The sequence below is a fragment of the Pseudoxanthomonas wuyuanensis genome, from assembly GCF_900215535.1.
In the GTDB taxonomy this organism is placed as follows: domain Bacteria; phylum Pseudomonadota; class Gammaproteobacteria; order Xanthomonadales; family Xanthomonadaceae; genus Pseudoxanthomonas_A; species Pseudoxanthomonas_A wuyuanensis.
In genome coordinates this window covers 48,637-74,704 of the sequence record NZ_OCND01000004.1, presented here as the reverse complement: position 1 = coordinate 74,704, position 26,068 = coordinate 48,637, and the positions used below count along the sequence as shown (strand labels likewise).

The 26,068-nt window shown below is 66.5% G+C and carries 20 protein-coding genes; 11 read left to right on the top strand and 9 right to left on the bottom strand.

Annotation, left to right across the window (positions count from 1 at the left end):
- The first annotated feature begins 95 nt into the window (after positions 1–95).
- The 3 genes from yajC to secF are packed head-to-tail and all read left to right on the top strand — an operon-like array spanning position 96 to position 3,381.
- Entirely contained in the window at positions 96–437 is a 342-nt protein-coding gene (gene yajC / locus CRO39_RS09655) for a preprotein translocase subunit YajC (protein WP_097121704.1), read from the top strand.
- A gap of 59 nt (positions 438–496) precedes the next feature.
- Positions 497–2,395, top strand: coding sequence for a protein translocase subunit SecD (secD, locus tag CRO39_RS09650; RefSeq protein ID WP_097121703.1), 1,899 nt, complete (start codon positions 497–499; stop codon positions 2,393–2,395).
- A 17-nt stretch (positions 2,396–2,412) separates the two neighbouring features.
- Positions 2,413–3,381 (top strand): protein translocase subunit SecF, encoded by a 969-nt coding sequence (secF, locus tag CRO39_RS09645; RefSeq protein ID WP_097121702.1) that lies wholly within the window; start codon positions 2,413–2,415, stop codon positions 3,379–3,381.
- Between the two features lie 266 nt (positions 3,382–3,647).
- On the opposite strand, the gene CRO39_RS09640 is transcribed toward secF, so the two are convergent.
- Positions 3,648–4,472 carry an inositol monophosphatase family protein gene (locus CRO39_RS09640; RefSeq protein ID WP_097121701.1) on the bottom strand — a complete coding sequence of 275 codons (825 nt, stop codon included), beginning with the start codon at positions 4,470–4,472 and terminating at the stop codon, positions 3,648–3,650.
- Positions 4,473–4,567: 95 nt separating this feature from the next.
- Between CRO39_RS09640 and CRO39_RS09635 the strand changes: the two genes are divergently transcribed.
- From CRO39_RS09635 to CRO39_RS09625, 3 genes are all read left to right on the top strand, one after another.
- A complete protein-coding gene (locus CRO39_RS09635) occupies positions 4,568–5,356 on the top strand; it encodes an RNA methyltransferase (RefSeq protein WP_097121700.1) in 789 nt (262 codons plus the stop codon).
- 63 nt (positions 5,357–5,419) lie between these two features.
- Complete coding sequence (locus CRO39_RS09630) at positions 5,420–6,349, top strand: phosphate/phosphite/phosphonate ABC transporter substrate-binding protein (RefSeq protein ID WP_425479677.1); 930 nt, start codon at positions 5,420–5,422, stop codon at positions 6,347–6,349.
- A complete protein-coding gene (locus CRO39_RS09625; RefSeq protein WP_097121699.1) occupies positions 6,346–8,466 on the top strand; it encodes a putative bifunctional diguanylate cyclase/phosphodiesterase in 2,121 nt (706 codons plus the stop codon). Before CRO39_RS09630 ends, CRO39_RS09625 begins: the two co-directional genes overlap by 4 nt.
- Here the strand turns inward: CRO39_RS09625 and CRO39_RS09620 are convergent.
- Complete coding sequence (locus CRO39_RS09620) at positions 8,463–9,107, bottom strand: exopolysaccharide biosynthesis protein (protein WP_097121698.1); 645 nt, start codon at positions 9,105–9,107, stop codon at positions 8,463–8,465. The genes CRO39_RS09625 and CRO39_RS09620 overlap by 4 nt on opposite strands.
- Entirely contained in the window at positions 9,091–10,428 is a 1,338-nt protein-coding gene (locus CRO39_RS09615) for a hemolysin family protein (RefSeq protein WP_097121697.1), read from the bottom strand. Before CRO39_RS09615 ends, CRO39_RS09620 begins: the two co-directional genes overlap by 17 nt.
- A 277-nt stretch (positions 10,429–10,705) precedes the next feature.
- Here CRO39_RS09615 and CRO39_RS09610 point away from each other — a divergent pair, with 277 nt between their 5' ends.
- Positions 10,706–11,332 (top strand): DUF47 domain-containing protein, encoded by a 627-nt coding sequence (locus tag CRO39_RS09610; RefSeq protein WP_097121696.1) that lies wholly within the window; start codon positions 10,706–10,708, stop codon positions 11,330–11,332.
- A gap of 10 nt (positions 11,333–11,342) precedes the next feature.
- Positions 11,343–12,461: an inorganic phosphate transporter gene (locus CRO39_RS09605; RefSeq protein ID WP_097121695.1), complete on the top strand. Its 1,119-nt coding sequence runs from the start codon at positions 11,343–11,345 to the stop codon at positions 12,459–12,461.
- A 100-nt stretch (positions 12,462–12,561) separates the two neighbouring features.
- Here CRO39_RS09605 and CRO39_RS09600 read toward each other — a convergent pair whose 3' ends face one another.
- Positions 12,562–12,972 (bottom strand): type III secretion system chaperone family protein, encoded by a 411-nt coding sequence (locus CRO39_RS09600; protein ID WP_097122003.1) that lies wholly within the window; start codon positions 12,970–12,972, stop codon positions 12,562–12,564.
- A gap of 41 nt (positions 12,973–13,013) precedes the next feature.
- On the opposite strand from CRO39_RS09600, the gene CRO39_RS09595 reads away from it, so the two are divergent.
- Both CRO39_RS09595 and CRO39_RS09590 read left to right on the top strand, forming a co-directional pair.
- Entirely contained in the window at positions 13,014–13,352 is a 339-nt protein-coding gene (locus CRO39_RS09595; RefSeq protein ID WP_097121694.1) for an MGMT family protein, read from the top strand.
- A gap of 91 nt (positions 13,353–13,443) precedes the next feature.
- A complete protein-coding gene (locus CRO39_RS09590; protein WP_097121693.1) occupies positions 13,444–14,106 on the top strand; it encodes a rhomboid family intramembrane serine protease in 663 nt (220 codons plus the stop codon).
- Between the two features lie 457 nt (positions 14,107–14,563).
- Here the strand turns inward: CRO39_RS09590 and CRO39_RS09585 are convergent, their stop codons facing one another.
- The 3 genes from CRO39_RS09585 to CRO39_RS09575 form a co-directional block, all read right to left on the bottom strand.
- Complete coding sequence (locus CRO39_RS09585) at positions 14,564–16,582, bottom strand: M13 family metallopeptidase (RefSeq protein ID WP_097121692.1); 2,019 nt, start codon at positions 16,580–16,582, stop codon at positions 14,564–14,566.
- Positions 16,583–16,765: 183 nt separating this feature from the next.
- Complete coding sequence (locus tag CRO39_RS09580; RefSeq protein WP_162125777.1) at positions 16,766–18,013, bottom strand: aminopeptidase; 1,248 nt, start codon at positions 18,011–18,013, stop codon at positions 16,766–16,768.
- Between the two features lie 333 nt (positions 18,014–18,346).
- Complete coding sequence (locus CRO39_RS09575; protein ID WP_425479686.1) at positions 18,347–20,455, bottom strand: M13 family metallopeptidase; 2,109 nt, start codon at positions 20,453–20,455, stop codon at positions 18,347–18,349.
- Positions 20,456–20,896: 441 nt separating this feature from the next.
- On the opposite strand from CRO39_RS09575, the gene CRO39_RS09570 reads away from it, so the two are divergent.
- Positions 20,897–22,270, top strand: a complete 1,374-nt coding sequence (locus tag CRO39_RS09570) for an MBL fold metallo-hydrolase RNA specificity domain-containing protein (protein WP_097121690.1) — start codon at positions 20,897–20,899, stop codon at positions 22,268–22,270.
- Positions 22,271–22,702: 432 nt separating this feature from the next.
- On the opposite strand, the gene CRO39_RS09565 is transcribed toward CRO39_RS09570, so the two are convergent.
- Together CRO39_RS09565 and CRO39_RS09560 are read right to left on the bottom strand one after the other, a co-directional pair.
- Entirely contained in the window at positions 22,703–24,358 is a 1,656-nt protein-coding gene (locus CRO39_RS09565) for a CHASE2 domain-containing protein (protein WP_097121689.1), read from the bottom strand.
- The gene (locus CRO39_RS09560; protein ID WP_176520188.1) at positions 24,355–26,004 is read right to left on the bottom strand and encodes a FecR domain-containing protein; all 1,650 of its coding nucleotides are present in this window, start codon (positions 26,002–26,004) and stop codon (positions 24,355–24,357) included. Before CRO39_RS09560 ends, CRO39_RS09565 begins: the two co-directional genes overlap by 4 nt.
- Positions 26,005–26,068: the final 64 nt, after the last annotated feature.

The following is a 26,068-nucleotide window of genomic DNA, read 5'->3' as shown; positions in this document are numbered from 1 at the left end:
GCCGATCCGGTCCCGGTCCGGCGATCCTGCCCGGACGGGGACCGGGTCCGCATGGCATAATTCCCGGCTGTTTTCCGCTAGAGATGGATAAATCCATGAATCTGCTCGATTTTCTGATTGCCCCGGCGCACGCGCAAGCGGCCGGCGCCGCCCCCGCCGGTGGCGGCCTGGGCATGCTGGTGATGCCGGTCGCCCTGATCGCCATCATGTATTTCCTGATGATCCGTCCGCAGATGAAGCGCGCCAAGGAACACAAGGCCATGCTGGACAAGCTGTCCAAGGGCGATGAAGTCATCACCTCCGGCGGCATTGCCGGCACGGTCACCGATATCGGCGACAGCTTCATCACCGTGGAAGTGGCCGATGGCGTGCGTCTGCGCGTGCAGAAGGCCGCCATAGGCAACGTGCTGCCGAAAGGCACGCTGAAGTCGGCCTGATTTCCCTTTCCAAACACTGCTGAGCGCGGATCCGTCCCGGATCTGCGCGGGTTGCCGCAATGCTCGAATTCCCGCGCTGGAAGTACTTTCTTATCCTGGTTGTAATAGCGGTCGCATCGCTGTACGCGTTGCCGAACATCTATCCGCAGGATCCTTCGGTCCAGATCACGCCCAATCGCGGCTTTGCCGTCGATGACGCGTTGCGGCAGCGGGTGGAATCCGCGTTGCAGACTGCCGGTGTGAGCGCCAAGGCGGTCGAGCAGGACAACGGCAACCTGCTGGTCCGGCTGCCGGACCTGGATGCGCAGACCCGCGCCAACGACAGCCTGCGCCAGGCGCTGGGCGAGGACTATGTGGTCGCGCTGAACCTGGCGTCCACGGTGCCGGCCTGGCTGACCGACCTGGGCGCGCGCCCGATGGTCAGGGGCCTGGACCTGCAGGGCGGCGTGCACTTCGTGCTGCAGGTGGACCAGAAGGCGGCGCTGGACAAGCGCGTGGATGCCTATGTGGAAGATACCCGGGTCACGCTGCGCACCCAGCGCATCCGCTACCAGTCGGTCGAGCGGCGCGCGGACAACAGCATCCAGGTGACCCTGGCCGATGCGGCCGATGGCGAAAAAGCCCGCCAGGCGCTGGCGGCTGCGCTGTCCGCGTCCGGCTCGGCCAGCGCGCAGATGATCGGCGCATCGACGCTGACCTATGAAGTGGTCGGCAGCCAGCTGACCATCCGTCTGCCCGACAGCGAACTGGCGCAGATTTCCGGCGATGCCATCGAGCAGAACATCGCCACCCTGCGCAACCGCGTCAACGAACTGGGCGTGGCCGAACCCATCATCCAGCGCCAGGGCGACGACCGCGTGGTCGTGCAGCTGCCCGGCGTGCAGGACACCGCCGAGGCCAAGCGCCTGATCGGCGCCACCGCCACGCTGGAGTTCCGCGCGGTCGTCGAAGGCAACGCCGAGGATGCGGTCGCCAGCGGCAACATCCCGCCGGAAGCCAGGGTCTATTACCTGCGCGACTCCGAGGTCAATGGCCGGCGCAGCCCGGTGCTGCTGAACAAGCGCGTGCTGGCCTCCGGCGACGAGATGGTCAATGCCCGCGTCGGCACCGATCAGAACGGTTTGCCGGCGGTGGACGTGACCTTGAACAACATCGCCGGCCAGCGCATGTTCGAGCACACCAGCGCCAATGTCGGCAAGCTGATGTCGGTCGTGTACATCGAACGCATTCCGCAGGTCACGATGGTGGACGGCAAGGAAGTGCGCACGGTCAAGGTGCGCGAGGAAGCGCTGGCGCCGACCCGCATCGCCGGCGTGTTCGGCAAGAACTTCCAGACCACCGGCCTGGAGAAGACCGAAGCCGACAACCTGGCCAAGCTGCTGCGCGCCGGTTCGCTGGCCGCGCCGATGGACTTCATCGAAGAGCGTGTGGTCGGCCCCAGCCTGGGCAAGGAAAACGTCGAGCGCGGCGTGACCGCGGTCGTCTATGCGTTCCTGTTCACGCTGGTGTTCTTCCTGCTGTACTACCGGATGTTCGGGGTCATCACCAGCATCGCGCTGCTGTTGAACCTGGTGATCGTGGCGGCGGTGCTGTCTCTGTTCGGTGCGACGATGACGCTGCCGGGCTTCGCCGGGCTGGCCCTGTCGATCGGCCTGTCGGTGGACGCCAACGTGCTGATCAACGAACGCATACGCGAAGAGCTGCGCGCCGGCATGCCGGTCAAGGCGGCGATCGTGGAGGGCTACGAAAAAGCCTCCGGCACCATCTTCGACTCCAACCTGACCGGTATCCTGGCCGGGCTGTCGCTGTACGCGTTCGGCACCGGACCGCTGAAGGGCTTCGCGATCACGATGATGGTCGGCATTCTGGCCTCGATGTTCACCGCGATCACCGTTTCGCGCGCCATCGCCGTGCTGATCTACGGCCGCCGCAAGAAACTCAAGACCCTGGCGATCTGACGGAAGCCTGACATCCCATGAAACTTTTCCCGATCCATCTGATCCCCAACGACACCCGTTTCGACTTCATGCGTCTGCGCTGGGTCACGCTGACGATCTCGGCTGCGTTGTTCCTGGCCGTGGTCGGCCTGATTGCGGTCAAGGGCTTCAATTACGCGCTGGATTTCACCGGCGGCACCGTGGTGGAACTGCGCTTCGCCCAGCCGGCCCAGGTCGATGGCGTGCGCGAGCGGCTCAATGCCGCCGGCTACGGCAGCGCGCAGGTGCAGAGCTTCGGCAGCGGCAGCGACCTGCTGGTGCGGCTGCAGCCGCGCGAAGAAGGCGCGGAGACGACCGAGGCCAACGATCGCACCGCGCAGGAAGTGCGGGCGGCCGCATCCACCGCCGACAATCCGGCGCAGGTGATGCGCAGCGAGTTCGTCGGTCCGCAGGTGGGCGAGGAACTGGCGCTCAACGGCCTGTATGCGGCCATCTTCGTGGTGGTCGGCTTCCTGATCTACATCGGCTTCCGCTTCGAGTGGAAGTTTGCGGTGGTGGCCAGCCTGACCACGCTGTTCGACGTGCTGATGGCCGCCGGCTGGATTGCGATGACCGGGCGCGAGTTCGACCTGACCGTACTGGCCGGCCTGCTGGCGGTGATGGGCTTCTCGATCAACGACACCATCGTGGTGTTCGACCGCGTGCGCGAAAACTTCCGCAGCCTGCGCGTGCCGCCGCTGGAAGTGATGAACCGCTCGATCAACCAGACCCTGTCGCGCACCATCATCACTTCGCTGGTGTTCTTCCTGTCGGTGCTGGCGCTGTACCTGTACGGCGGCGGCTCGCTGGAAGGCCTGGCGGTGACCCAGATGGTCGGCGCGGTATTCGGCACGCTGTCCTCGATCTTCATCGCCTGTCCGCTGCTGACGATAGGCTTCCTGAGCGTCACCAAGCAGGACCTGATGCCCAAGGCCCGCGACGAAGAGGCGCTGGCACGGCGGCCGTAAGGCCGCAAAGGCCGGGAATCGGTAAAGCGGTTCCCGCCGTCAACGTCGATCAAAAAGGCCGCGCATCGCGCGGCCTTTTTGTTGGATGTCAGCTCCACGTAGGAGCGACGTCAGTCGCGAACGCGCGCTGAAAGAGCGGGTGAAACTGCCTCTTCGCCATCCTGGCGCGCTGCGGCGCGTTCTTCATTGTTGGCACCGAATGGCTATCGGGGCGCGGTCGCGACTGACATCGCTCCCACAGCATTCGGAACGTACAGACTGGGGACTCAGTTGAACGTAGCGGCGTAGCCGGAGGAGACGATGGTCTTCTGCACCGCGTCGCAGACGCGGATGTTGCCGGCGACGATCTGGCGGGTCACCGCCAGCTTGTCGTCCATGCGGGCGATGCTGGCGCCGCGGTAGTCGCAGACGCGGCCGCCGGCTTCGCGCACCAGCAGCACGCCGGCAGCGATGTCCCAGGGTTTTACCCCGGCTTCGAAGTAGGCGTCCGCACGGCCGCAGGCCACATAGGCCAGGTCCAGCGCGGCCGAACCGGTCCGGCGCACATCCTCGGCATGGACCAGCAGCTCGCGCACGCATTCGAGTTGCGCCCCGGCGCGGGCGCGTTCGCGCGGCGGAAAGCCGGTGCTGATCACCGCGCCGGCCAGTTCCTTGCGATCGGTCACGCGGATGCGGCGCTCGTTGAGCTGGGCCCCGGCGCCGCGGCTGGCGGTGAACAGCTCGTTGCGCAACGGGTCGAAGATGACCGCATCGGTCGGCTCGCCGTTGTCGACCAGCGCCAGCGACACGCAGTAGTGCGGAAAGCCGCGCAGGTAGTTGCTGGTGCCGTCCAGCGGATCGATGACCCAGCTGTAGCGGCCGTTCTTGCCCACCTGGCTGCCGCCTTCTTCGCCAATCACGCTGTAGTCCGGGTAGGCCCGGCGCAGTTCCTTGACGATGGCCTTCTCGGCATCGGCATCCACTTCGCTGGCGTAGTCCATGCGCTCCTTCTGGACCACGTTGAGGCTGTCGAGCTTGTTGATGTTCCTCAGCAGTACGTTGCCACCCACCCGAGCGGCCTTGACCATGACGGTGACGACGGGATTGAGCATGGCTTACGGACCTCGGACAGGCGATTAAGGGGCTAACGGGTGGGAAAGAGCAGCGCGGCGCGATGGCCGGCCTGCGCAGTTTACCATTTGCACCCATGAAGACCTCCGAAAATCCTTTCGACGCCCATGCCGGGCGGATCCGCATCGTTCTGGTGGGCACCCAGCACCCCGGCAACATCGGCGCCGCGGCGCGCGCGCTGAAGACCATGGGACTGTCCCGGCTGGTGCTGGTGGCGCCGGAAAACTATCCGTCCGACGAAGCTTTCCGCCGCGCCGCCGGCGCCGACGACCTGTTGGCCGACGCGGCCGTGGTCGCCACCCTGGCCGAGGCGGTAGCCGATTGCCGCTTCGTACTGGGCTGCACCGCCCGCAGCCGCCGGGTCGCGCTGGAGGAACTGATGCCGCGCCAGGCCGCGGAGCGGGCCGTGGCCAGGGCCGGCGAGGGCGGGGTGGCGCTGGTGTTCGGCCGCGAACGCACTGGCCTGAGCAACGAGGAACTGCAGCTATGCCATGCCTCGGTGCATATCCCGGCCAACCCGGACTACAGCTCGCTGAATCTGGCCGCGGCGGTGCAGGTGCTGGCCTATGAGCTGCGGCTGGCGTTGCTGGCGCTGGCACCGGCCGCCGCCACTGCCACTGCCGCCGCCGGACCCGGCCGCGAAGGGCCGGCCAGCCACGCGCAGCTGGAGGGATTCTTCGCGCAGCTGGGCGATACGCTGGACGATGTGGATTTCCACAAGGGCCGGGCGCCGGATTCGGCGATGCGCAAGCTGCGGCGGTTGTTCCTGCGCGCGGACCTGAACGAACAGGAGGTGCGGCTGTTGCGCGGCATCCTGTCCGATGCCCAGCGCATGGCCCGGCTGGCGCGCGCCGGGGAAAACTGAATCACTGTCCCGAGGTCGCGTTTTCGGCTAGTCTCCCCGCAGTCTCTACGCGGGTTCCCATCGTTGCGTACAACCTGGTTCGGTCTGGCCCTGGTTTTGATCGGCGCAGCCACAACACCCGCAAGCATCGCCCCCGCACGGGCCGGCGATGATGGCCAGGTGCTGGTGCTGGGCCGTATCAGCGACGATCCCAAGGCCCATTACGAACAGCTCAAGCCGCTGCTGGACTATGTGGTGCCGCGGATGCGCGAGGTCGGCATCACCGAGGGCCGCATCCTGATGGCCAGCGACGCCCAGCAGATGACCAGCTACCTGCGCCGCGGCCGCGTCGACTGGGTCACGGAAACCGCAGGTACCGCGATGCGCCTGCAGGAGCGCGCCGGCGCCAGGCCGCTGCTGCTGACCGAACGCGGCGGCGTCAGCCGTTACCGGGGCGTGTTTTTCGTCCGCCGCGACAGCGGGCTGGAAACGCTGGCGGACCTGGAAGGGCGCACCGTCGCGTTCCAGAACACCGCTTCCACCAGCGCCTATTTCGCGCCGGCGGCGGAACTGCTCGAGGCCGGCCAGCGGCTGGAAATCCTGCTTTCGCCGATGGACCGCCCCGCGCTGGACTCGGTCGGCTACGTGTTTGCGCGCACCGAGCTGAACATCGCCGTCTGGGTGCACAAGCGGCTGGTCGATGCCGGCGTGGTCAGCAGCCAGGACTGGGATGACGTGCGCCGGCTGCCGCCGGCCTTTCGCAACGATTTCCGGGTCATCCACCAGACCCAGGACTACCCGCGTGCGCTGGAGATGGTGCGCCGCGACCTGGACCCGAAGATCGAGGCGCGCCTGCGCGAGGTGCTGCTGGAGGCGGCCGCGGATCCCGATGCGCGCGAGGCGCTGCAGCTGTTTTTCCGCACCACCGGCTTCGTTCCCATCGACCGCGAATCGCAGCGGGCGCTGGATCGCCTGCGGCAAGGAGTCGCGCGCGTGCGCGAGCAACTGGAATGAAGAAGCTGCGCTTCGGACTGCAGGCCCGTTTCGTGCTGGCGGTGGCGGTCATGCTGGCGGTGGTGCTGGCGTTGCTGCTGCTGTTGCTGCACCGGCAGAAGGTCATGCAGCAGGAGGTGGCCGAACTCGGCCGCGATGCGATGCACGGAATGGTCGAGCAGAGCCTGCGCCGGCATGGCCAGGCCACGGTGGCGCAGCTGTCCGATGCGCTCACCAATCCGCTGTACTACTTCGATCTGGACATGGTGGGCAGGATCGTCCGCAGCGCGCAGAAGGAGCCGGACGTCAGCTACGTGCTGGTGTACGACCCGGAAGGCCGGATCATCCACGACGGCAGCGACGAGATTGCCGTCTATGGGCAGGCGATGACCGACCCGCTTGCCTACGAGGCGATTGCGGCACGCGAGCAGCACATCCAGTGGTCGCCGCAGATCGTCGATGTTTCCGGGCCGATCCTGGTCGGCAACCAGCGCCTTGGCGGCGTGCGCGTGGGTTACTCGATTGCCTCGGTCCGCAGCTACGAGAACCAGGCGGTGAGCGCCGCGCGAAAGCGCCTGGATGAGTTGAACGCCAGGCACCTGTTCTGGGTGCTGTTGCTGCTGCTGGCGCTGGTGGGGACCTGCGTGGCGATCATCGGCTATGTGCAGCGCACGCTGGTGCGGCCGATCCGGCAACTGGCCAATGCCGCGCACGCCATCGAAGTGGGCGACTACAACAGCGAGCGCATGGTCAGCGAACGGCAGGACGAGGTGGGCGAACTGGTGCGCGCGTTCAGCAGCATGAGCGACAGCATCGCCCGCCATGATCGCGACGTGCGCCGCATGGCCTACACCGACTCGCTGACCGGCCTGACCAACCGGCTGGCGTTCCGCGAGAGCCTGGACCACCGCCTGATGATGCTGCGCGGGGCGGGCAGGCAGCTGGCCTTGCTGTTCGCCGACATCGACGATTTCAAGCGCGTCAACGACACCCTGGGCCATGAGGCCGGCGACGAAGTGCTGCAGCAGTTCGCCAACCGCATCCGCGATGCGGTCGAGGCGATGGGCGGCGACGACGCGCTGCTGGCGCGCTTCGGCGGCGACGAGTTCGTCATCCTGATCCAGGACGGCGACGTGCGCGCGGCCGCCACCCGCCTGTCGGAACGGCTGGTGGCCGAACTGGGGCGGCCGATCGCCGTGCAGGACCGGCAGGTATTCCTGGGCACCTCGATCGGTATCACGTTGTTTCCCGAAGACGCTTCCGGCGCCACCGCGCTGATGAAGAACGGCGACATCGCCATGTACCAGGCCAAGGTGGCGGGCAAGAACTGCTACCGCTTCTACAGCCGGGCCATGGATCAGGCAGTCGAGCGGCGGGTGCGGCTGGAACAGGAACTGCGCGGCGCCTGGGAACGCGGCGAGTTGAGCCTGGTCTACCAGCCGGTGTTCCGGCTGTCCGACAGCCGCATCGTCGGCGCCGAGGCGCTGCTGCGCTGGCAGCACCCGGAAATGGGCATGGTGGCGCCTTCGGTGTTCATCGACGTGGCCGAACAGAGCGGGCTGATCGAGGCGATCGGTCCGCGCGTACTGCGCGCTGCGTGCGCGGCGGCGGCGCGCTGGAGCATCGGGAGCGACCCGCTGGATCAGCTGTTCGTATCGGTCAACGTGTCGCCGCGCCAGCTGCGCAGCGGGGATCTGCCGGAAATGGTGGCCGAGTGCCTGCGCGAAACCGGGCTGGCCGCTTCGCGCCTGCACCTGGAACTGACCGAGACCGCCGTGATCAGCGACGAGGCCCACGCCAGCGCTTTGCTGGCCACCCTGCACCGCAGCGGCGTGAAGGTCTGGCTGGATGATTTCGGCACCGGTTTTTCCGGCCTGAGCCATCTGCGCCGGGTGCCGGTGGACGGGGTCAAGATCGATCGCAGCTTCATCGCCGACATGCTGCGCGACCCGGACGATCTGGCGCTGACCACCGCCATCATCGCGATGGCGCATTCGCTGGGCATTACCGTGGTGGCCGAGGGGGTGGAGAAGGAAGGCCAGTTCAACATCCTGCGCGAGCGCGGCTGCGATCTGGCCCAGGGCTACTGGCTGGGCTACCCGGTCACCGCCGCCGAGTTCGCCCAACTGGTCACCTAGAACCAGCGGGCCGCCAGATGGGTTGCCGCGGCGATCAGGTGCCCGGACAGGAAGCCGAACACGACCACCGCGCTGCCGCCGCAAACCCAGGCCACCAGCATCAGCGCGCCGTCGCGCTCCAGCAGCGCCAGCGCGAACATCAGCAGCAGCGCGCCAAAGAGATAGTTGGTCAGCGGAATCGGCAATGCCAGCAGCAAGCCCAGCAGCACCAGCAGCAGGCCGGTGAACGACAGCGCCAGGCGATGATCCAGCACGGTGTGCAGGCGCGGACGCACCAGCTTCTCTAGCCGCGCAAGCCACGGCGACAGGCGCCGGCGGAAGGTCATCAATGCGCTGCGATGCGGGCCGCGGCGGGCCACGAAGCCTGGCAGCCACACCCTGCCCAGACCCAGCAGCAGCTGCACCCCGACCAGGATGATCAGCGGCCCGCCGATGGCGCCGCCGACGCCGGGGATCGGAATGAACGCCGGCAGCACCCCGAGCAACAGCAGCATGCCGAACGCGCTGGGACCGAAACCGGACAGCAGATCGCCCAGGCGCAGCACATCATCGGGATCGCCAAGGGCAAAATCGTCCAGCAGCTGGCGGATGCTGGTAACCCGCTGCGAAGCGTCATGCGCGCAGTCAGGCGGCGGCGTCATCGCCTTCTTTTTCCGCCAGCCGCTGCAGCAGCAGCTTGTCGATACGGGCGCCATCCAGGTCGACCACCTCGAAGCGCCAGCCGGCCCATTCGAAGTGTTCGCCCACATGCGGAATGCGGCCGAAGCGCTCGATCATCAGCCCGGCGACGGTGTTGTATTCCTCATCGTCGGGTAGCTGCGCGCCGCCCAGCAGCTCGCGCAGGTCGTCGTTGGGCAGCGAACCATCGACCAGCAGCGAGCCGTCCTCGCGGGTCACCACCAGCGGCGTGTCCTCGCTGTTTTCGGCGGCCTGCAGGCGCCCGATGACCGCACCCATCAGATCGCTGAGCGTCACCAGTCCCTGAATCTCGCCGTATTCGTCCACCACCAGCGCCAGCGATTGCTGTTCCTCGCGGAAGATTTCCAGCAGTTTCATCGCGTGGGTGGATTCGGAAACGAACAGCGGTTCGCGCAGGTAGCGGAAGATTTCCGGGTTGGGGTCGGCAAACCGGTCCAGCAGCGATTTGACCTCCAGCACGCCGATCACGTCGGCATCGCTGCCGCGGTAGACCGGAAAGCGCGAGAACTGCGATTCGCGCATGATCGCGATGTTCTCCTCGTAGCTGGCTGCCGCGTCCAGCCAGACCACGCGTTTGCGCGGGGTCATCATGCTGTCGGCGGTGCGATCGCCCAGCCGCAGCACGCGGTTCATCATGTTGCGCTCGTCGACGTCGATGACCCCCTGCTCGTGGCCTTCTGCCACCAGCATGCGGATTTCCTCTTCGGTGATGGCGCCGCCTTCGTCCTTGCCTATGCCCAGCAGACGCAGTACCAGCCGCGTGCTGGCCGATAGCAGTGTGACGGCCGGAGCGGCTACCTTGGCCAGCACGCCCATCGGCAAGGCGACATAGCCGGCGATGCCTTCAGAGCGGGTGATAGCGAAGCGCTTGGGTACCAGCTCACCGAAAATCAGCGTCAGGTATGTGATCAGCGCAACTGCCAGCGTTTTACCGATGGCGACCGAGTAGGGTTGTGGCTCGCCGATCAACTCGAAGGTTGCCGACAGCGCAGGAAACACTCCCTGCAGCCAATTGGCAATTCGCAGGCCAATCGCCTCGCCGCCCAGCAGGCCGGTCAGCACGCCGATCAGGGTGATGCCTATCTGTACGGTGGACAGGAAGTTCTCGGGCTTTTCCGCCAGTTCCAGCGCGCGGCGGGCGCGCAGACTGGTTTGCGCCATCTGCCGCAGCCGGCTCTTGCGCGCGGTCATCACCGACATCTCCGACATGGCGAAGAAGCCGTTGAGCAGAATCAGGGCCAGGACCAGCAACAGTTCAAGCACGCCAAATACCCCGGCAAGGTGGGGGCAGGGCAGGCGTGCGGACGTGTCTCAGGCGACAGTGCGCGGGGGCGGGAGAGTCGTCATCCATAGGGTGCGCCCCGGGAGGCGCCGGCGCAGTGTAGCAAACCGCCCCGCCGGCGTGCAGCAGCGGGCTGTTTGCCGGGCCGGCCGCGTACCCGGGGGCGCCCGGAGGGGAAAGGAACTGTCGCCAGCGGTCACAAAACCGTCATAATTCGCACCCTGAAGCCGTCCGCCCCGAGACGGTGGGATGCCCCCGATGTTTTCGCTGCAGACGATTTTCGGTTCCGGCCAGCAGTTCTACACCTTGCTGGATGAGGCCGCCAAGGCCGCCTACGACAGTACCCAGGCGCTGCACGCCATGATGAAGGAAAGCGACCGCCAGCCGGCGCTGGATGCCTTCAAGCTGGCGCGGCTGCGGGAGCGCACCGCCTCGGAGAAGATCGGACAGGCGCTGGTGGACAGCTTCATCACCCCGATCGAGCGCGAGGACATCGAGTCGCTGGGTTCGGCGCTGTACAAGATTCCCAAGCAGGTCGAGAAGTTCGCCGACCGCTATTCGCTGGCCCTGCAGCATCTGCACGGCATCGATTTCGCCCCGCGCGCGGCGATGTTGGAGCAGGCGGCGGCGGTGGTCGTGGACATGGTCCACGAGCTGAAGAAGATGAACATCGACCGGATGACCGCGTTGAACGAGAAGCTGCGCGCGCTGGAGAACGAGGCCGACCGGCTGATGCTGGAGCTTTACCGCGACATCTATTCCGGGCGCCTGGACAACCTGCAGATGTTCCTGCTCAAGGAGTTCTTCGAGATCCTGGAAAAGGCCATCGACCGCTGCCGCGAAGCGGGCGTGGTGGCCTACCAGATCGTGCTCAAGAACAGTTGAGGACGGCTGCATGCTGACCCTGGTCCTGGTCGTCATCTTCGCCGCGCTCGTCTTCGAGTTCATCAACGGCTTTCACGACACCGCCAACTCCATCGCCACCGTGGTCGCGACCAAGGTGCTGTCGCCCGGACAGGCGGTGATGCTGGCCGCGGGCATGAACCTGATCGGCGCGCTGACCGGCACCGCGGTGGCCAAGACCATTGCCTCCGGCCTGGTCGACACCAACGTGGTCGAAGTGACTTCGCAGGTGATCCTGTGCGCCTTGCTGGGCGGCATCGCCTGGAATCTGATCACCTGGTGGAAGGGACTGCCGTCGTCTTCCTCGCATGCGCTGATCGGCGGGCTCTGCGGGGCTGCGCTGGCGGCGGCGCACAACGACTGGGGCGCGTTGATCTGGTCGGAAACGGTAGGCGACTGGACCAAGAACAAGGGTGTCCTGTGGAAGGTGGTGCTGCCGATGATCAGCTCGCCGATTGCCGGCTTCCTGCTTGGCATTGCGGTGATGCTGCTGCTGTGGGCGCTGATCAGCGTGATGAGCCGGGCCGGCGGCGTACTGGCGCGGATGGCGCGTCCGCGCTGGGTCAATACGTTCTTCGGCAAGGCGCAGATTCTGTCGGCGGCCTACATGGGTTACGCGCATGGCCACAACGATGCGCAGAAGACCATGGGCATCATTGCGCTGACCCTGTTCGGCGCAGAAGCCAGCGGAGCGCTGGACGATCTGCCCGGCTGGCTGGCGTTCCTGCATCCGGGCAACAGCGAGCAGGACATCGCGCTGTGGATCATCATCACCTGCGCAATCGTGATGGCGCTGGGCACCGCTTCGGGCGGTTGGAAGATCATCAAGACCCTCGGCCACAAGATGGTCAAACTGCATCCGATCAACGGTTTTGCGGCAGAAACCAGTTCTGCCACCATCCTGACCGTGGCGGCGCATTTCGGCATGCCGGTCTCGACCACGCACAGCATCTCCACCGCCATCATGGGCGTGGGCTTTGCCAAGAATCCGCGCGCGCTGAAATTCAGCGTGGTGGAACGCATCATCTGGGCCTGGATCCTGACCATTCCCGCGGCCGGCGGCATCGCCTATGGCCTGTTGCGCCTGCTGGAGGCGCTTGGTTGGGCGTAACGCGAGAATAGGGAATGGAAAATCGGGAATCGTAAAAGCGCAGAAGACATCCGCTTGCGCGTTTTGACGATTTTCTATTCCCGGTTCCCTATTTCCAGCCTCACAGCAAATCGCCCTCGGCCGACAGCGCGCGTTCCATGCTGTCGCCCAGGCCGCCGATTTCAAGCACCAGACGGTCTATCTCGGCCGGGGTCAGGCCGTCATAGGGGCGGTTTTCGCATAGCTGCAGGTAGGGCACGCCGTCCAGGTCGCCGATGGCCAGGTAGCCGACGCTGCTTTGCCAGTTGAACGTCAGCGCACGGCGCGCATCGATGCCGGTAATCGGCGCGATGACCGTGCTGGCGCGCAGGTAGCTGCGTTCGTCGTCATTGCCCAGTTCGGAAAGAAAAATCTGCTGGTGGCGGCGGCCGTTGCCCAGCGACAGCTCCACGCAGGCCACGTAAGGCTCCTGCATGGTTACCTTGTAACCTGCGGTATGCAGATGGCCGCGGATTTGCTCGAAGTTCTGCATGGACGTGCTCCGGTACATCGGGACCGCTATGCTAATCCCCAATGACCGCCAAGTCTTCCGAACAACGCATCCTGGCCGCGATACGCGCCATCCCGCGCGGGCAGGTGGCCGGTTACGGCGAGGTGGCCCAGCGAGCAGGATTGCCTGGCCGGGCGCGGCTGGTGGCGCGCGTTCTGGGCAACCACGACGAACCCGACCTGCCCTGGTATCGGGTGCTCCGTTCCGACGGCCGCATCGCATTCCCGGAAGGGTCGCGCGGTTTCCGCGAACAGTCCCAGCGCCTGCGCGCCGAGGGCGTGCGGGTAGAGAACGGCCGCGTGCGCCGGGTCAAACCCGCACCGGACCTGGACGAAGCGCTGTGGGGGCCGGGCGCCGGGTAAGGCAGCCCCGCGCCTCACTCCTCACTCCTCGTTCCTGCCCCTATTCATTCGCTCTGGTTATCCTATCGGTCTACCGAAGCGGACTGACCCCATGTTTCCAAGACTCCTCCCGGTGACCCAGGCGCTGCTGATCGCCAATGTCGCGGTGTTCCTGCTGCAGATGTTCCTGGCGCCGGCGGTGACCGAACCGTTCGCGTTGTGGCCGCTGAATTTCTCCGGCTATGACGCGGCAGGATATTCGTTCATGCCGTGGCAGTTGCTGACCAGCGGCTTCATGCATGGCAACTTCAGCCATCTGCTGTTCAACATGCTGGCGCTGTGGATCTTCGGCTCGCCGCTGGAGGCGACCTGGGGCGAGAAGCGCTTTCTGACCTATTACCTGGTCTGCCTGGTCGGCGCCAATCTGTGCCAGTTGCTGGTGACGTCGTGGATCCTTTCCGGCGGCGGCATGGTGTATTCGTCGCTGGGCGCTTCCGGCGGCGTGTTCGGACTGCTGCTGGGCTACGGCATGCTGTTTCCCAATCAGCGCATGATCATCTTCCCGATTCCGGTGGAAATTCGCGCGCGTACGCTGGTCATCATCTACGGTGCGATGGCGTTGCTGTTCGGCGTGACCGGCTGGCAGCCGGGCGTGGGGCATTTCGCCCACCTGGGCGGCATGCTGTTCGGCTGGTTGCTGATCCGCTACTGGCGCGGCCAGCCGCCGTTCGGCGGCAAGCGGCGCGGGCCGCCGCGGATGCGGGTGGTCAAGTAAAAATGTGAGGGGAGGCATTACCGGGTCGCTCGTGCGTGCTTCGGAGGGGCGCCGTATCCCGGCGGCCGGGAGCCGCTTTTCCCTCGGTCAGGGCTCCTGCCCTGACTCGGGCGCGCGCCATCCATGGCGCGCTCTGCGCAGCCTCCGGCCACCAGGACACGGCTCCGCCTGACGTGGCCGTCGGCGCTTCGGTGACGGGCAATGGAAGCGGCAACAATGAATCGCCAATGTGGCGTCCCGACCGGGGTATGCGGACAGCAGGCCAGGGATGGCTTGCGGCGGCGAGTCAGCCAGGGATGGCTGACCGAGCCGGGGAGCATGCCCCGGTCGGGACGACGCCTGCTTCCGAAGCACGCACACAAGCCGTCTGCCTGGGTCGCCACCCTCCCTCACTTGAGAGAAGAACCAAAAAAAACGGCGCGGACAACCGCGCCGTTTTTTCTTGCCAGGCCCAAACTCAGCGCCAGAGTTTGACCTGATCGGTTTCCTTGAGCTGCATCGGCTGGCCCGGTTTGCAGCTGAATGCCTCGGCAAACGCGGGCAGGTTGACCAGCGGACCGTTGGCGCGCCATTGCCCAGGCGCATGCGAATCGGTGCTGACCCGCTGCGCGGCATCGGTCTTGGACAGGCGTTGCGCCCACAGGCGCGCCCAGGCCTTGTAGAAATCCTGCCTGCCGGTGGCTGCGGCCTGCGGGTCGGCGGTGGCAAACGCTTCCCAGGCCAGTTCCACGCCGGACAGGTCGGCCATGTTCTGGTCCTGGGTCAGCTTGCCGTTGACCTTGACCGGGCCCAGTTCGGGGTAGGCGTAAGCGTCGTATTGGGCCGCCACGCGGGCGCCCAGCGTTTCCCAGGCGCGCATGTCTTCGCCGGTCCACCAGTCGCGCAGCTCGCCCTTGGCATCGACCATGCGGCCCTTGTTGTCGAAACCGCGGCTGAGTTCGTGGCCGACCAGGGCGCCGAACGAACCGTACTGGACCGCCGCCGGTTGGCGGGCGTCGAAGACTTCGTTCTGCAACACGGCGGCGGTGACGATCAGGCGGTTCTGGGCGATGTCGTAGGCCAGCGCAGGCTGCTGCGGCAGCACATCCCAGCGGCGGTCGGCGTTGCCCTTGCCGATGCGCTTCATTTCCTCGCGATGGCGCCAGGTCGAGGCGATCAGCATGTTGCCGCCGAAACTGCCGCGGCCCATCGGCTGCACGCTGTAATCCAGGTCGCGGCGCGGGGTGCTGACTTCGATCTTCAGCTTTTCCAGCTTGGCCTTGGCTTCGGCCTTGGCCGTGGCGCTCATCCAGGCGTTGCGCTCGATGCCGCGGCCCAGCGCGTCGCGGGTTTGCTGGGCGATCTGCTCGGCGCGGCGCTTGTGCTCCTCAGGCACGAAACGCGCCGCGTATTCGCGGCCCAGCATGGGCCCGGCCGCCAGGTTGATCGCATCCAGCACCTGCTGCCAGCGCGGCGCCGGCGCGGTCTGGCCGCGCAGCACCCGGCCGCGGAATTCGAACTCGGCATCGCGGAAGGGGCGCGCCAGGTAGGGCGCCATCGCGTCGCCGACGCGCCAGCGCAGATAGGCCTTCCATTGTTCCGGCTTGAGTCCGGCAATCAGGCTGTCGGCCTGCTTGAACAGCGCCGGGTCGGCCATCGACACGGTGTCGTCGCTGACGCCCTGCGCTTTCAGGAACGCATCCAGCTGCAGGTTGCGGTATTGCTTGCCCAGGTCCTTGGTCGCGACCGGGGCGTAGTTGGCGAACGGGCTGCGCAGATCGGCCAGCGGCTTGGACACCTGCGCCAGCCGGGTTTCCAGATCGATGACCAGCTGCGACTCGGCATCCAGCTTGTCCTGCGCGGTGCCGGTCAGGGCGAGGATCTGCTTGACGTAGCCGCGGTAGCGGCCAAGCAGGTCGCGCGCTTCGGCGTCGGCGCTGGTGTAGTAGGCCGGGTCGGACAGTCCCAGTCCGCCCTGCATGAAATAGCCGATGTGGCGGTCCAGGTGCTGCAGATCGACATCGGGGCTGAAGTTGAAGACCACCGGGATGCCGACCTGGTGCAGCGCGGCGATCGCCGGGGCGACGTCCTTGGCGCGCTTGATGGCATTGATGCGGCCCAGTAGCGGGGCGATCGGGTTGGCGCCGTCGGCTTCCACCGCCGCTTCATCCAGGCCGCTGGCCCAGAAGTCGCCCAGCAGCTTCTGCACATTGCCCTGCGGCGCGCGCATCGCCGCGTCCAGCAGATCCCGCTGTTGTTGCAGCGTACGCTCGCGCAACTCGCCCAGCACCGAGACCGAGGCGCCGCTGGCGATGGCCGGATGCGCCTTCAGCCAGTCGGCGTTGGTGGCGCTGTAGAAGTCGCTGCATTCCGGCGTCACCGCCGGCGCGCGCGCGGCGCGCTTCTTCTGCGCGACGGCGTCCGGAGCGATCAGGACGACGGCCAGGGCCAGGGAAAGAAGGGCGGGTTTGCCAAGCGCATTACGCAGAGACGGCATCAGCGGGTTCCGGAGCGTTGAAGAGCCCGGATTCTAGCAAGCGCACGCGCGCCGCAATGAACGGCCTGCGCAAAAACAGCCAGGGGCCGGCCCAGGCTGTTTTTACGCTGCGGACCGAACAGGCGCAGAGTGTGACTTGCGGCCTGATTTTTCCGGTCCGGGCCGTGGTCGACAGCTTGCTGGCTATAGCTTGAGGACGCCATTTTCGACGATGGTCTTGCCGTCCAGCGTGACCGTGCTGCCGGGCAGGAACAGCGTCAGGCCGTAGGCAACCGAATTGTCGCCGCCGGCCCAGACATTGCTGCCGGCGCCGACGGTGACGGCACCGGCGGGCACCCAGTTGCCGACCAGGCTGCCGGCCGGCAGTCTGATGTTGGGATTGATGCCCAGGTCGACGAATCCGAACAGGTTCTTGCGTTCGTCGGCAACGGCGTCGTACTCGGCCTTCATACCGGCAAATCCAGGGCCGGAACCGGTCAGCGAAGTCACCTTGCCGTCGGCCACGCCCACGGTGAGATTGTCGATGGCCTGACCGCGGAAGTAGTCGCGGGTGCTGACGATGCGGCCGTTGCCGCTGCCCGGCACCGGGGTGGTGTATACCTCGCCGGCCGGCAGATAGACCGCAACGGCCGCGCCGCCCTGCTTGATGTCGTCCTCCGAGAGGATGCCGTCGCTGACCATCACCGGCCGCCCTTTCACTTTGACCTTGAAGTCGGTGCCGTTGGGATGGGTGATGTGCAGCTCGTTGCCGGCCGCCAGCGCCGCCTTTACCTGCGCGCCGCGCGCCTGCAGTTCGCTGTAGTCCAGATTCACGCCGTCCCAGAACATCCTTGCCAGTTCGGCTTCCGGCATGCCCATGCGCTGGGCGCGCCAGGCGGTGGGGTAGAGCCCGTTGCCGACTTCCAGCATCCGTACGTTGTTGTTGAAGAAGGCCTGGCTGACCGCTTCGCCGGCCTGGCTGCGTGCGGCGACCCGGCCCGGATCGGCATCCTCGAACAGATTTTCGCTGGTGCCGTTGTTGAGCGTGATGCCGACATCGAATACCTTGGCCAACGCCAGCCCCAAGGCGTCCGGCTGCGTGTCGTACTGTTCCGGCACGTCGAAGAACAACCGCTTGCTCAGGCGGTCGCTGCTGTAGGCGACCAGCGGGAAGGCGCCCTTGCGGCGGACCTGCACCGCGATGTTTTCCATCAGCACGGCATCCTGGCCGCGACCGCTGATCATCACCGTATCGCCTTCCTTGACCGCGGCATTGGCGACCAGCCGCTGCGCCAGTTGCTCCAGATCCACCAGCGGCTCGGCGATGGCGGCAGGCGCGTCCTGGCGTGGTTGTGGAATGTCGGCCGTGCTGGCGGCAGGCTGCTGCGATGGGCAGGCGGTCAGCGACAGGCATAGTGCGGTCGCCAGGACGGCGACGAGCGGCGGTTTCATGGCAGGACTCCTTGGAAAGGAAGGGTTGCAACCTGGCCAGAGCCTGCCGGCACGTTGGGGACGGGCAATCTGTCCACGGCATCGACAGGCCTTGGTGTGGCCCCCTGCGCACTGCACTGGCATCGGATCTTCACGCGCAAAGCGGCAGGGAACGGACACCCTGCGATCCGGCCGGTTCCTGATTGACCGCCTGCGTCGGCCAGAACGGCGCGGCTGGTCTTTACCCCACGCCTATGCGCTGCCTCCGGTGCGCGCTAGACCTGAACTTCCGGCAGCCAAAACAGCAAAGGCCCGGACATGCCGGGCCTTTGCTGCGACGGGAACAACAACGGGTTACCAGATCACGACCTGATTGTCGCCGGCGCGCACCATCGGTTCGCCGGCCTTGCAGCTGAACGCGGCGGCGAAGGCGGGCAGGTTGGACGGGGCACCGATGGCACGGAACTGCGCCGGCGCGTGCTCGTCGGTGGCGATGCGGTTCTTCAGTTCTTCCGGGGTGAAGTTGCGGCGCCACACGGTGGCCCAGTTGAGGAAAAAGCGCTGGTCGCGGGTCAGCCCGTCGGTCATCGGATCCGGCGTGCCTTCGGTGGCCTTCTTCATCGCGTCGTAGGCGGTGGCCAGGCCGCCCAGGTCGGCGATGTTCTCGCCCAGGGTGTGGTTGCCGTTGATCTGCTGGCCGTCGTCGGTGCGGTAGCCGTCGAACTGCGCCACCAGCTTGCCGGTGCGCGACTTGAAGCCTGCCGCGTCGGCATCGCTCCACCAGTTTTCAAATTTGCCGGTAGGCCCGAAGCGGCTGCCCTGATCGTCGTAACCGTGGGTCATCTCGTGGCCGATCACCGCGCCGATGCCGCCGTAGTTCATCTCGTCGGTGGCTTCAGGATCGAAGAACGGCGGCTGCAGGATGGCGGCCGGGAACACGATCTCGTTCTGCAGCGGGTTGTAGTAGGCGTTGACCATCTGCGGCGGCATGCCCCATTCGGTCTTGTCGACCGGCTGGCCGATCTTGCCCAGGTCCCACTTGTAGTTGAATTCCTGCGCGGCCAGCACATTGCCGATGTAGCTGTCGCGGCCGGTCGAGAGCCCGGTCCATTCGCGCCACTTGTCCGGGTAGCCGATCTTGGTGGTGAAGGCGGCCTGCTTGACCAGCGCCTTCTGCTTGGTCTCATCGCTCATCCATTCCAGGTTTTCGATGCGCGCCTTCAGCGCGGTGCCCAGGTTGTCGACCAGGGTTTCCATCTTGGCCTTGGATTCGGGCGAGAACGCGACCTTGACGTACATCTGCCCCAGCGCTTCGCCGGCCTGGCCTTCCACGGTTTCCAGCACGCGCTTCCAGCGCGGCTTGATTTCCTTCTGCCCGCGCAGGGTCTTGGCGTAGAAGTTGAAGTTCTCGTTGGCGAAGTCGTCGCTCAGGTACGGCGAGGCGCCGTCGATGGTGTGGAAACGCAAATAGCTGCGCCAGACGGCGGCGTCGGTATCGGCCAGCATCTTGCTGACTTCCTGGTGGAAGCTAGGCACCGACAGCGAGAACTTCTCCGGCGCGGTCACGCCCTGCGATTCGAAGAACCGCGTCCAGGCGAAGTTGGGCGTCAGCGCATCGGCTTCGGCCAGGGTCAGCATGTTGTTGTACAGGCCGACATCGCGCGAGAACTCCTCGCGCGACTTGGAGGCGCCGGCCAGGCGGGTTTCGAAGGCCATCACGCCGGCGGCCTGCTTGGCGGCGTCTTCGGCGGCGACGCCGGACAGCTCCAGCACCTTGGCGATATGCGCCACGTAAGCGTCGCGGATGTCCTTCTTGCCTTCGTCGAAATAGAACTTGGTGTCCGGCAGGCCCAGTCCGCCCTGGGCGGCGATGGCGGTGTTGACGTCCGGGTTGGAGAAGTCCGGCATCGAGCCGAATCCGAACAGGAAGTTCTGGCCCCTGGCGGCGGTGTCGCGCAGATAGTCGGCGATGGCGTCCTTGTCCTGCAGGCCGTCGATGGCGGTCAGCATCGGCCGGATCGGTTCAATGCCCTGGCTGTTGATCTTGGTTTCATCCATGCCGGTGGCCCAGAGATCGCCGACGATCTTTTCCACCCCGGTGGCGCCGGGGTGCGCGGCCGCCTGCTCGACCAGTTGGCGCTGGATGGCGGTGGAGCGTTCGGCCAGCATTTCGAAAGCGCCCCAACTGGTGCGGTCGCTGGGAATGCTGTTGGCGGCCAGCCACTTGCTGTTGGCATAACCGGCAAAGTCGGTACAGGCGTTCTTGCTGGCATCCAGGTCGTCCAGCGCAAAGCGGTTGACGCCGGGCAGCTTGCTCTCGTCCAGGGTCAGTGCCGGTGCGGCGGTATCGCCGGCGCCGGGCTGTGCGGCCTGGTCGGATTTGGAGCAGCCGGCAAGCGCGGCGGAAACGGCAAGCGTCAGCAGGAGAATTTCTTGCTGGAATCTAGGGGGGGTGCGGAAGATCACGTTCAACTCCGGCCCGTGCGGGCTTCAAAGGCGTGGGCGGACTTTACGCTTCGGGCCGTGGGAATAGGGGTGTCGAAGGTCATGCTGCCGGGCTAGAGCGTGTTATGACCTTTGGGATGAGATGCGTTGCGCGCCAGCGCCGTTGCAGCAAGGCGGCCGGCGCGGTCCTTGGGTGGTGCCCAAGGCAAGCCGGGCAACGCGGCTGCGGCGGCGCTGGTGCGCAACCCTTCGGGAAGGCTGCTGTCGCGGCGCCATGCCGCGTTGCACGCCTTGGCCAGGCCACCAGCCTGACCGGCGGCGCGCGCCTTGCCTGACTCCGCGACAGCAGCCTTCGCACTCACCCCAAAGGCCATAACACGCTCTAAAGCCCTGATCCATATCATGGCCGGCCCGCATCGGCGCAGGCATACTGCGGCGGTCAGCCCTGAGGAGAGGAAGATGGAAGTCGAGTTCCACGGCGCTGCCGGCGAGGTTACCGGGTCGATGCATCTGGTGATTGCGGCCGGACGGCGCATCCTGCTGGATTGCGGAATGATCCAGGGCAGCCGCGAACAGGAGCGGCGCAATTTCGACGATTTCCCGTTCGCACCAGAATCGCTGGACGCGCTGGTTCTCAGCCACGCCCATATCGATCACATCGGCCGGGTACCGCTGCTGGTCAAGCGCGGTTTCCGCGGCCCCATCTTCATCCATCGTGCCGGTGCCGATCTGATGCCGGTGATGCTGGAGGACTCCGCGTCGCTGGCCGAGTCCGATGCCGACCGCGCCAACCGCCGGCGCCGCGCCGGCGAACCGGTGGCGGTGCCGCTGTACGCCGTCGAAGATGTGGCGCCTGCCATGCGTCTGGTCCAGACGCTGGACTACGACCGGCGCCAGCCGATCCTGCCGGGCGTGGAACTGTGCCTGCGCGATGCCGGCCACATCCTTGGCTCGTGCATCGTCGAACTATGGGCCGATGGCCGCAAGCTGGTGTTCTCCGGCGATCTGGGGCCGCCCGGCACGCCGATCCTGCGCGATGCGGCGCGCGTGAGCGAGGCGGATCTGGTGCTGATGGAATCCACCTACGGGGATCGCAATCATCGCGATCGCGAAGGCACCGTGCATGAACTGGGCGATATCTTCGAGCAGGCATGGCGCGACCGCGGCAATGTGTTGATTCCCGCGTTCGCGGTCGGGCGCAGCCAGGAACTGCTGTACTGGTTCACCAGGTACTGGGATCAATGGCAACTGGATCGCTGGCGCATTTTCCTGGACAGTCCGATGGCGGCCAAGGTGGTGCAGGTGTACGGGCGCCATCACGATCTGTTCGACGATGAAGCGCGCAAGGTGTGGGAGCAGAAGCCGGATCCGTTCCACCTTCCCAACCTGCACATCACCGAAAGCACCGACGAGTCGATGGCGATCAACCGTATCGAGAACGGCGCTATCGTCATTGCCGGTTCCGGCATGGCCAGCGGCGGCCGCATCCTGCATCACCTGGCGCACAACCTGCAGCGGCGCAGCACGCATGTGGTGTTCGTCGGCTACCAGGCGCAGGGCACATTGGGACGGCGGCTGGTGGACGGCGCGCGCTGGGTGCGCATCCACGGCCGCGATTACCGCGTCAACGCGCAGATGCATACCGTTGGCGGACTGTCGGCGCATACCGACCAGCGCGGTTTGATGGACTGGTATGGCGGTTTCCGGGCGCGCCCGCCGCTGGTGCTGGTGCATGGCGAAGACAAGGCGCGCGAAGCGCTGGCCGGCGAGATCGGCGAGCGCGACGGTATCGAGGTGCAACTGTCGCGGCCGGGCATGCGGTTGACGGTCTGAACCGGTTGTTTTGGTGGCGGGCCATCTTGGCCGCCGGCTTCTGAAAAAAAAAGGTTCTTCTCCCAAGTGCGGGGAACGTCTATGTGGAATCCGGCGACCAGGGCAGTGCGGGACACGCCGTAAATACATCCATGTAAGCTCTTCCGCGGCATCCATGCCGCGTACGGTCCCGCACCGCCCTGGTCACCGGCTTCTGGACACCTGGTCGGCGCTCGAAGAAAGGCCTTCCGAAGTCCCGATCTGCCATCTGCCCAAAGGCGACGGCCGGCGCGCTGCGCCGGGCCGGTTCGGGCCGCGAAGCGGAACGAGCCTGCGGCCCGACGTAAAGACACGACGTCGTCAGGAGGGCGGAGCGCCCCCAGCCTGACGGCCGGCGACTCCCGCCGAAGCCGAGATCCCCGGAAGTGGGAGAAGACCTAAGAAGCTGCGATTTCAGGCGTGACTGACGCTGCGATTGCGGCCGGCCTGCTTGGCCCGGTACAACGCCGTATCCGCCAGTCCGAACAATTCCTCGGCATCCAGTTCGTCGTCGGCGGTGCGGGTGTGGATGCCGATGCTGGCGCTGAATGGCGGCAGCGCATCGGCGTCCGGGGCATGGGCGGAAAGGTTGGCCAGATCCACATGGATGGTGGTGGCGATGGTGGCGGCTGCCTGGGCCGAGGTTTCCGGCAGCAATACCGCGAATTCATCGCCGCCCAGGCGTGCGACCAGATCGCGCGGCCGCCGCGCGCGGCTGCGCAATATCCGCGCCAGCGCGCGCAGGATGGCGTCGCCGGTGGCGTGCCCGCTGTTGTCGTTGAACTGCTTGAAATGGTCGATGTCCAGCACCAGCAGCGACAGCGGCTGGCCGGTGCGGCGCGCGGTGCGCAGTTCCTGTTCCAGCGCGCTGTCGAACTTGCTGCGGTTGGCCAGGCCCGTCAGCGGATCCGACTGCGCCTGCCGGTGCGTGCGGCGCAGCCTGCGGTAGATCCAGACCGAAGCGCCCAGCGCCAGCACCAGCATCGCCGCCGTCGGCGGATACCAGGAGCGCGCCAACGCCAGCAGCAGGAACGAGATCAACGGCACGATGCCGATCATCAACAGCGTAGGCCGCCAGAGCCGGCGCAGGCCGGGCAGGCTGCACAGCAGCAGCGGCAGCACGACAAGCGCGATCGACAGCAACACCTGCGCGGCCATCGTCATCGGCGCGATGGCGGTATTGCGCAACAGCATGTTGAAGGCGTTGGCCTGATAGTCCAGCCCGCTCAGTCCGGACTGCGGCGAGTAGCCGGGCACCGCCAGCTCGTTGCTCATGCCGGTGGCGGTGACGCCGATGAGCACCCAGCGGCCGCGCAACAACGCATCGGGAATGCGTCCGTTCAGCACGTCGCTGTAGGAGGCATGGCGAAAACCGTTGGGCGGCGAAGCGTACGGCACCAGCACCTGATGATCCCGCACCCACTGCTGCGGCGAGACGGCTTCCAGACGCGGGTTGCGCAGGCCCGGCAGCTCCATCGTGCTGCGTTCCCGTTCCAGCTGGTACAGCGCCAGCGCCAGCGACGGCCAATGCGGCGAACCCAGCCCGGCGCGCAGGAAATGGCTGCGCGCCACGCCGTCGGCGTCCAGCGCCATGTCCACATGCCCCAAAGCCGCGGCGGACGCGGCGAATTCGGGAATCGGCATCAGTTCCACGCTGGTGCCGTTGAATTCGGCGGCCTCGGCCAGCACCGGCAGCACGACGTTGCCGCTGCGGGTCAGTGCGCGCGCCAGCAGGGCGTCGCCTTCGGGATCGAACAGGGCCGGTTCTGACAACAGCACGTTCAGCGCGACACCGCGCACACCGGTTTCGCGCAGCCGGTCGATCATCTGCGCATGGGTACGCCGCGACCATGGCCAGCGGCCGATTTCGGACAGGCTCTTCTCGTCGATGACGATATTCAGCACGCGCTCGTCCACCGGCTGGGCCACGCCGGCAATCATCGTGTCGTACAGCCAGGCATCCAGGCGGTAGGTCAGCCCCAACAAGGTAATCAGCGTGACCAGCGCGGCCGCGCCGACGCCAATCAGCGCGCGGGCCAGGGGTTTGGGGGCTGGTGAAGGCGTGCTCATAGGGTCAGCAACAGCATAAGCGCGCCGGAGCCGACGATGGCCTGGCAGACCCGGCACGGTACTTCCACCGCCTGGGTGGCCGAGAAAGGACCTTCGTAACCGTCTTCGGCAATGGGTTGCACGCGCAGGTACCAGTTGCCCGCGCGCAGCCTGGGCACGGTGATCTGCGCCTGTTCCACCACCTCGTCGATGCGCATGCGTTTGAAGTCCGGCGAGCGCGAAAGCTGGAAACGATAGCGCTGGCCGGGCTCGCCCGCCTGCCAGCGGAACGTCGTCTCGCGGCCGTTCTGCCCGCTGTCGCGGTCGATGTCGTCGATGCCGGCCAGCGGTTGCAGGACGAACCCGATCGGATCGCCGTAGGGGCCGTGTTTGCCGGCCGCATCGGTGCTGCCCACGCGCCAGTAGTAGCGTCCGGGAGCCAGCCCGCGCAATACGGCTGCGGTTTCGGCGATATCGCTGCCGCTGAGCAGGGGATGGGCGAAATCGTCGCTGGCGGCCACCTGGTAGCGGTAGGACTGCGCATTGCGCGAGCGCGTCCAGCGCAGCGTCGGCGTCGTTTCGCGCACCACTGCGTCGGCTGCCGGCGCCATCGCGAAAGGAGGTTCCGGTTGCGCGTCGACCCGGAAGCTGGCGACGGCGTCGCGTCCCTCCAGGCCATGCGCATCGACTGCGCGCACCCGCAGCCGGTAGTCGCCATCGGCCAGCACCGGCAGGACGGCCCGCGGCTGCGGGGTGCTGAAGTCGGCGACCAGGGTTTCGAAATCCGGCTGATCGGTGACCTGGACCCGGTACAGCGCCGCACCGGCAACCGCCGGCCAGTCCAGTTCGGGGCGGGTACGGGTCTGTAGCGCCGGCAATGCCGGCAGTGCCGGCGCCGGCAGCAGCGCGACCGGCCGGATGGCGCCGTCGTCGCCGGCGGTCAGCACCGCGCCGTAGCCCTGCCGGAGCAGGGCGCTGCGCCGCCCGCCGCTGACCGCCACCTGGCCATCCAGCACTTCGGTACTGGTGCGCCCGCTACCGGCATCCATGCGGAATTCGGTACCGCGCACCGCCGAAGAAGCCGTCGGCGTGTCGACGATGAAGCTGGCGGCGCCCTTGCGCGGGTTCACTTCGTTGGTGATTCGCCCGCGTTGCAGGCGCAGGCGGGTATCGACCATGCCGCGGCGGCCGTAGCGGCTCATCCGGTCCAGCACCAGTTCGCTGTCGCCGCGCAGCAGCAGGCGCGAGCCATCGGCCAGTTCCAGCGTCAACGATGCATCGGCCGCGGTCACCAGCCGGGTGCCGATACCCAGCCGCATGCCCTGGCTGGCCGCCACCGCAGCGCCGGTTCCGCCCGGGTAGAGTTCAACGGCGCCGCGGACCGCAATCACGCGCGCTTCCAGCGGCTGCATCTGCAGCCAGGCCAGCGGGAAGCGCAGCGTGGATCCGGGCGGCAGCTGGTAGGGGTTGCCGACGCTGTTGTAGGCCTGCAGGCGCTGCCACGGAATGCCCGGTTTCAGGTACTCGCCGCTCAGATCCCACAGGGTGTCGCCGGGGCGGACCCGATAGGTCCAATCCTGCGCGGTTGCAGGGGCGCAGGAAAGCAGCAGGATCAGCAACAGCAGCCACGCGTGCCGGTTGCGCCAATGTGCCGTCCTTCTGGTCAAGTTTCCCCCATCCCCAGCGTAAATGTTGCGTAAGTCACAATTATAGGTGAGCGCCGGGCCAGGG

Bases quoted from the DNA above. Each gene is read 5' to 3' on its own strand.
- yajC (WP_097121704.1), top strand. From the start codon at position 96: ATGAATCTGCTCGATTTTCTGATTGCCCCGGCGCACGCGCAAGCGGCC.
- secD (WP_097121703.1), top strand. From the start codon at position 497: ATGCTCGAATTCCCGCGCTGGAAGTACTTTCTTATCCTGGTTGTAATA.
- secF (WP_097121702.1), top strand. From the start codon at position 2,413: ATGAAACTTTTCCCGATCCATCTGATCCCCAACGACACCCGTTTCGAC.
- CRO39_RS09640 (WP_097121701.1), bottom strand. From the start codon at position 4,472: ATGCTCAATCCCGTCGTCACCGTCATGGTCAAGGCCGCTCGGGTGGGT.
- CRO39_RS09635 (WP_097121700.1), top strand. From the start codon at position 4,568: ATGAAGACCTCCGAAAATCCTTTCGACGCCCATGCCGGGCGGATCCGC.
- CRO39_RS09625 (WP_097121699.1), top strand. From the start codon at position 6,346: ATGAAGAAGCTGCGCTTCGGACTGCAGGCCCGTTTCGTGCTGGCGGTG.
- CRO39_RS09620 (WP_097121698.1), bottom strand. From the start codon at position 9,107: ATGACGCCGCCGCCTGACTGCGCGCATGACGCTTCGCAGCGGGTTACC.
- CRO39_RS09610 (WP_097121696.1), top strand. From the start codon at position 10,706: ATGTTTTCGCTGCAGACGATTTTCGGTTCCGGCCAGCAGTTCTACACC.
- CRO39_RS09605 (WP_097121695.1), top strand. From the start codon at position 11,343: ATGCTGACCCTGGTCCTGGTCGTCATCTTCGCCGCGCTCGTCTTCGAG.
- CRO39_RS09600 (WP_097122003.1), bottom strand. From the start codon at position 12,972: ATGCAGAACTTCGAGCAAATCCGCGGCCATCTGCATACCGCAGGTTAC.
- CRO39_RS09595 (WP_097121694.1), top strand. From the start codon at position 13,014: ATGACCGCCAAGTCTTCCGAACAACGCATCCTGGCCGCGATACGCGCC.
- CRO39_RS09590 (WP_097121693.1), top strand. From the start codon at position 13,444: ATGTTTCCAAGACTCCTCCCGGTGACCCAGGCGCTGCTGATCGCCAAT.
- CRO39_RS09585 (WP_097121692.1), bottom strand. From the start codon at position 16,582: ATGCCGTCTCTGCGTAATGCGCTTGGCAAACCCGCCCTTCTTTCCCTG.
- CRO39_RS09580 (WP_162125777.1), bottom strand. From the start codon at position 18,013: ATGAAACCGCCGCTCGTCGCCGTCCTGGCGACCGCACTATGCCTGTCG.
- CRO39_RS09570 (WP_097121690.1), top strand. From the start codon at position 20,897: ATGGAAGTCGAGTTCCACGGCGCTGCCGGCGAGGTTACCGGGTCGATG.
- CRO39_RS09565 (WP_097121689.1), bottom strand. From the start codon at position 24,358: ATGAGCACGCCTTCACCAGCCCCCAAACCCCTGGCCCGCGCGCTGATT.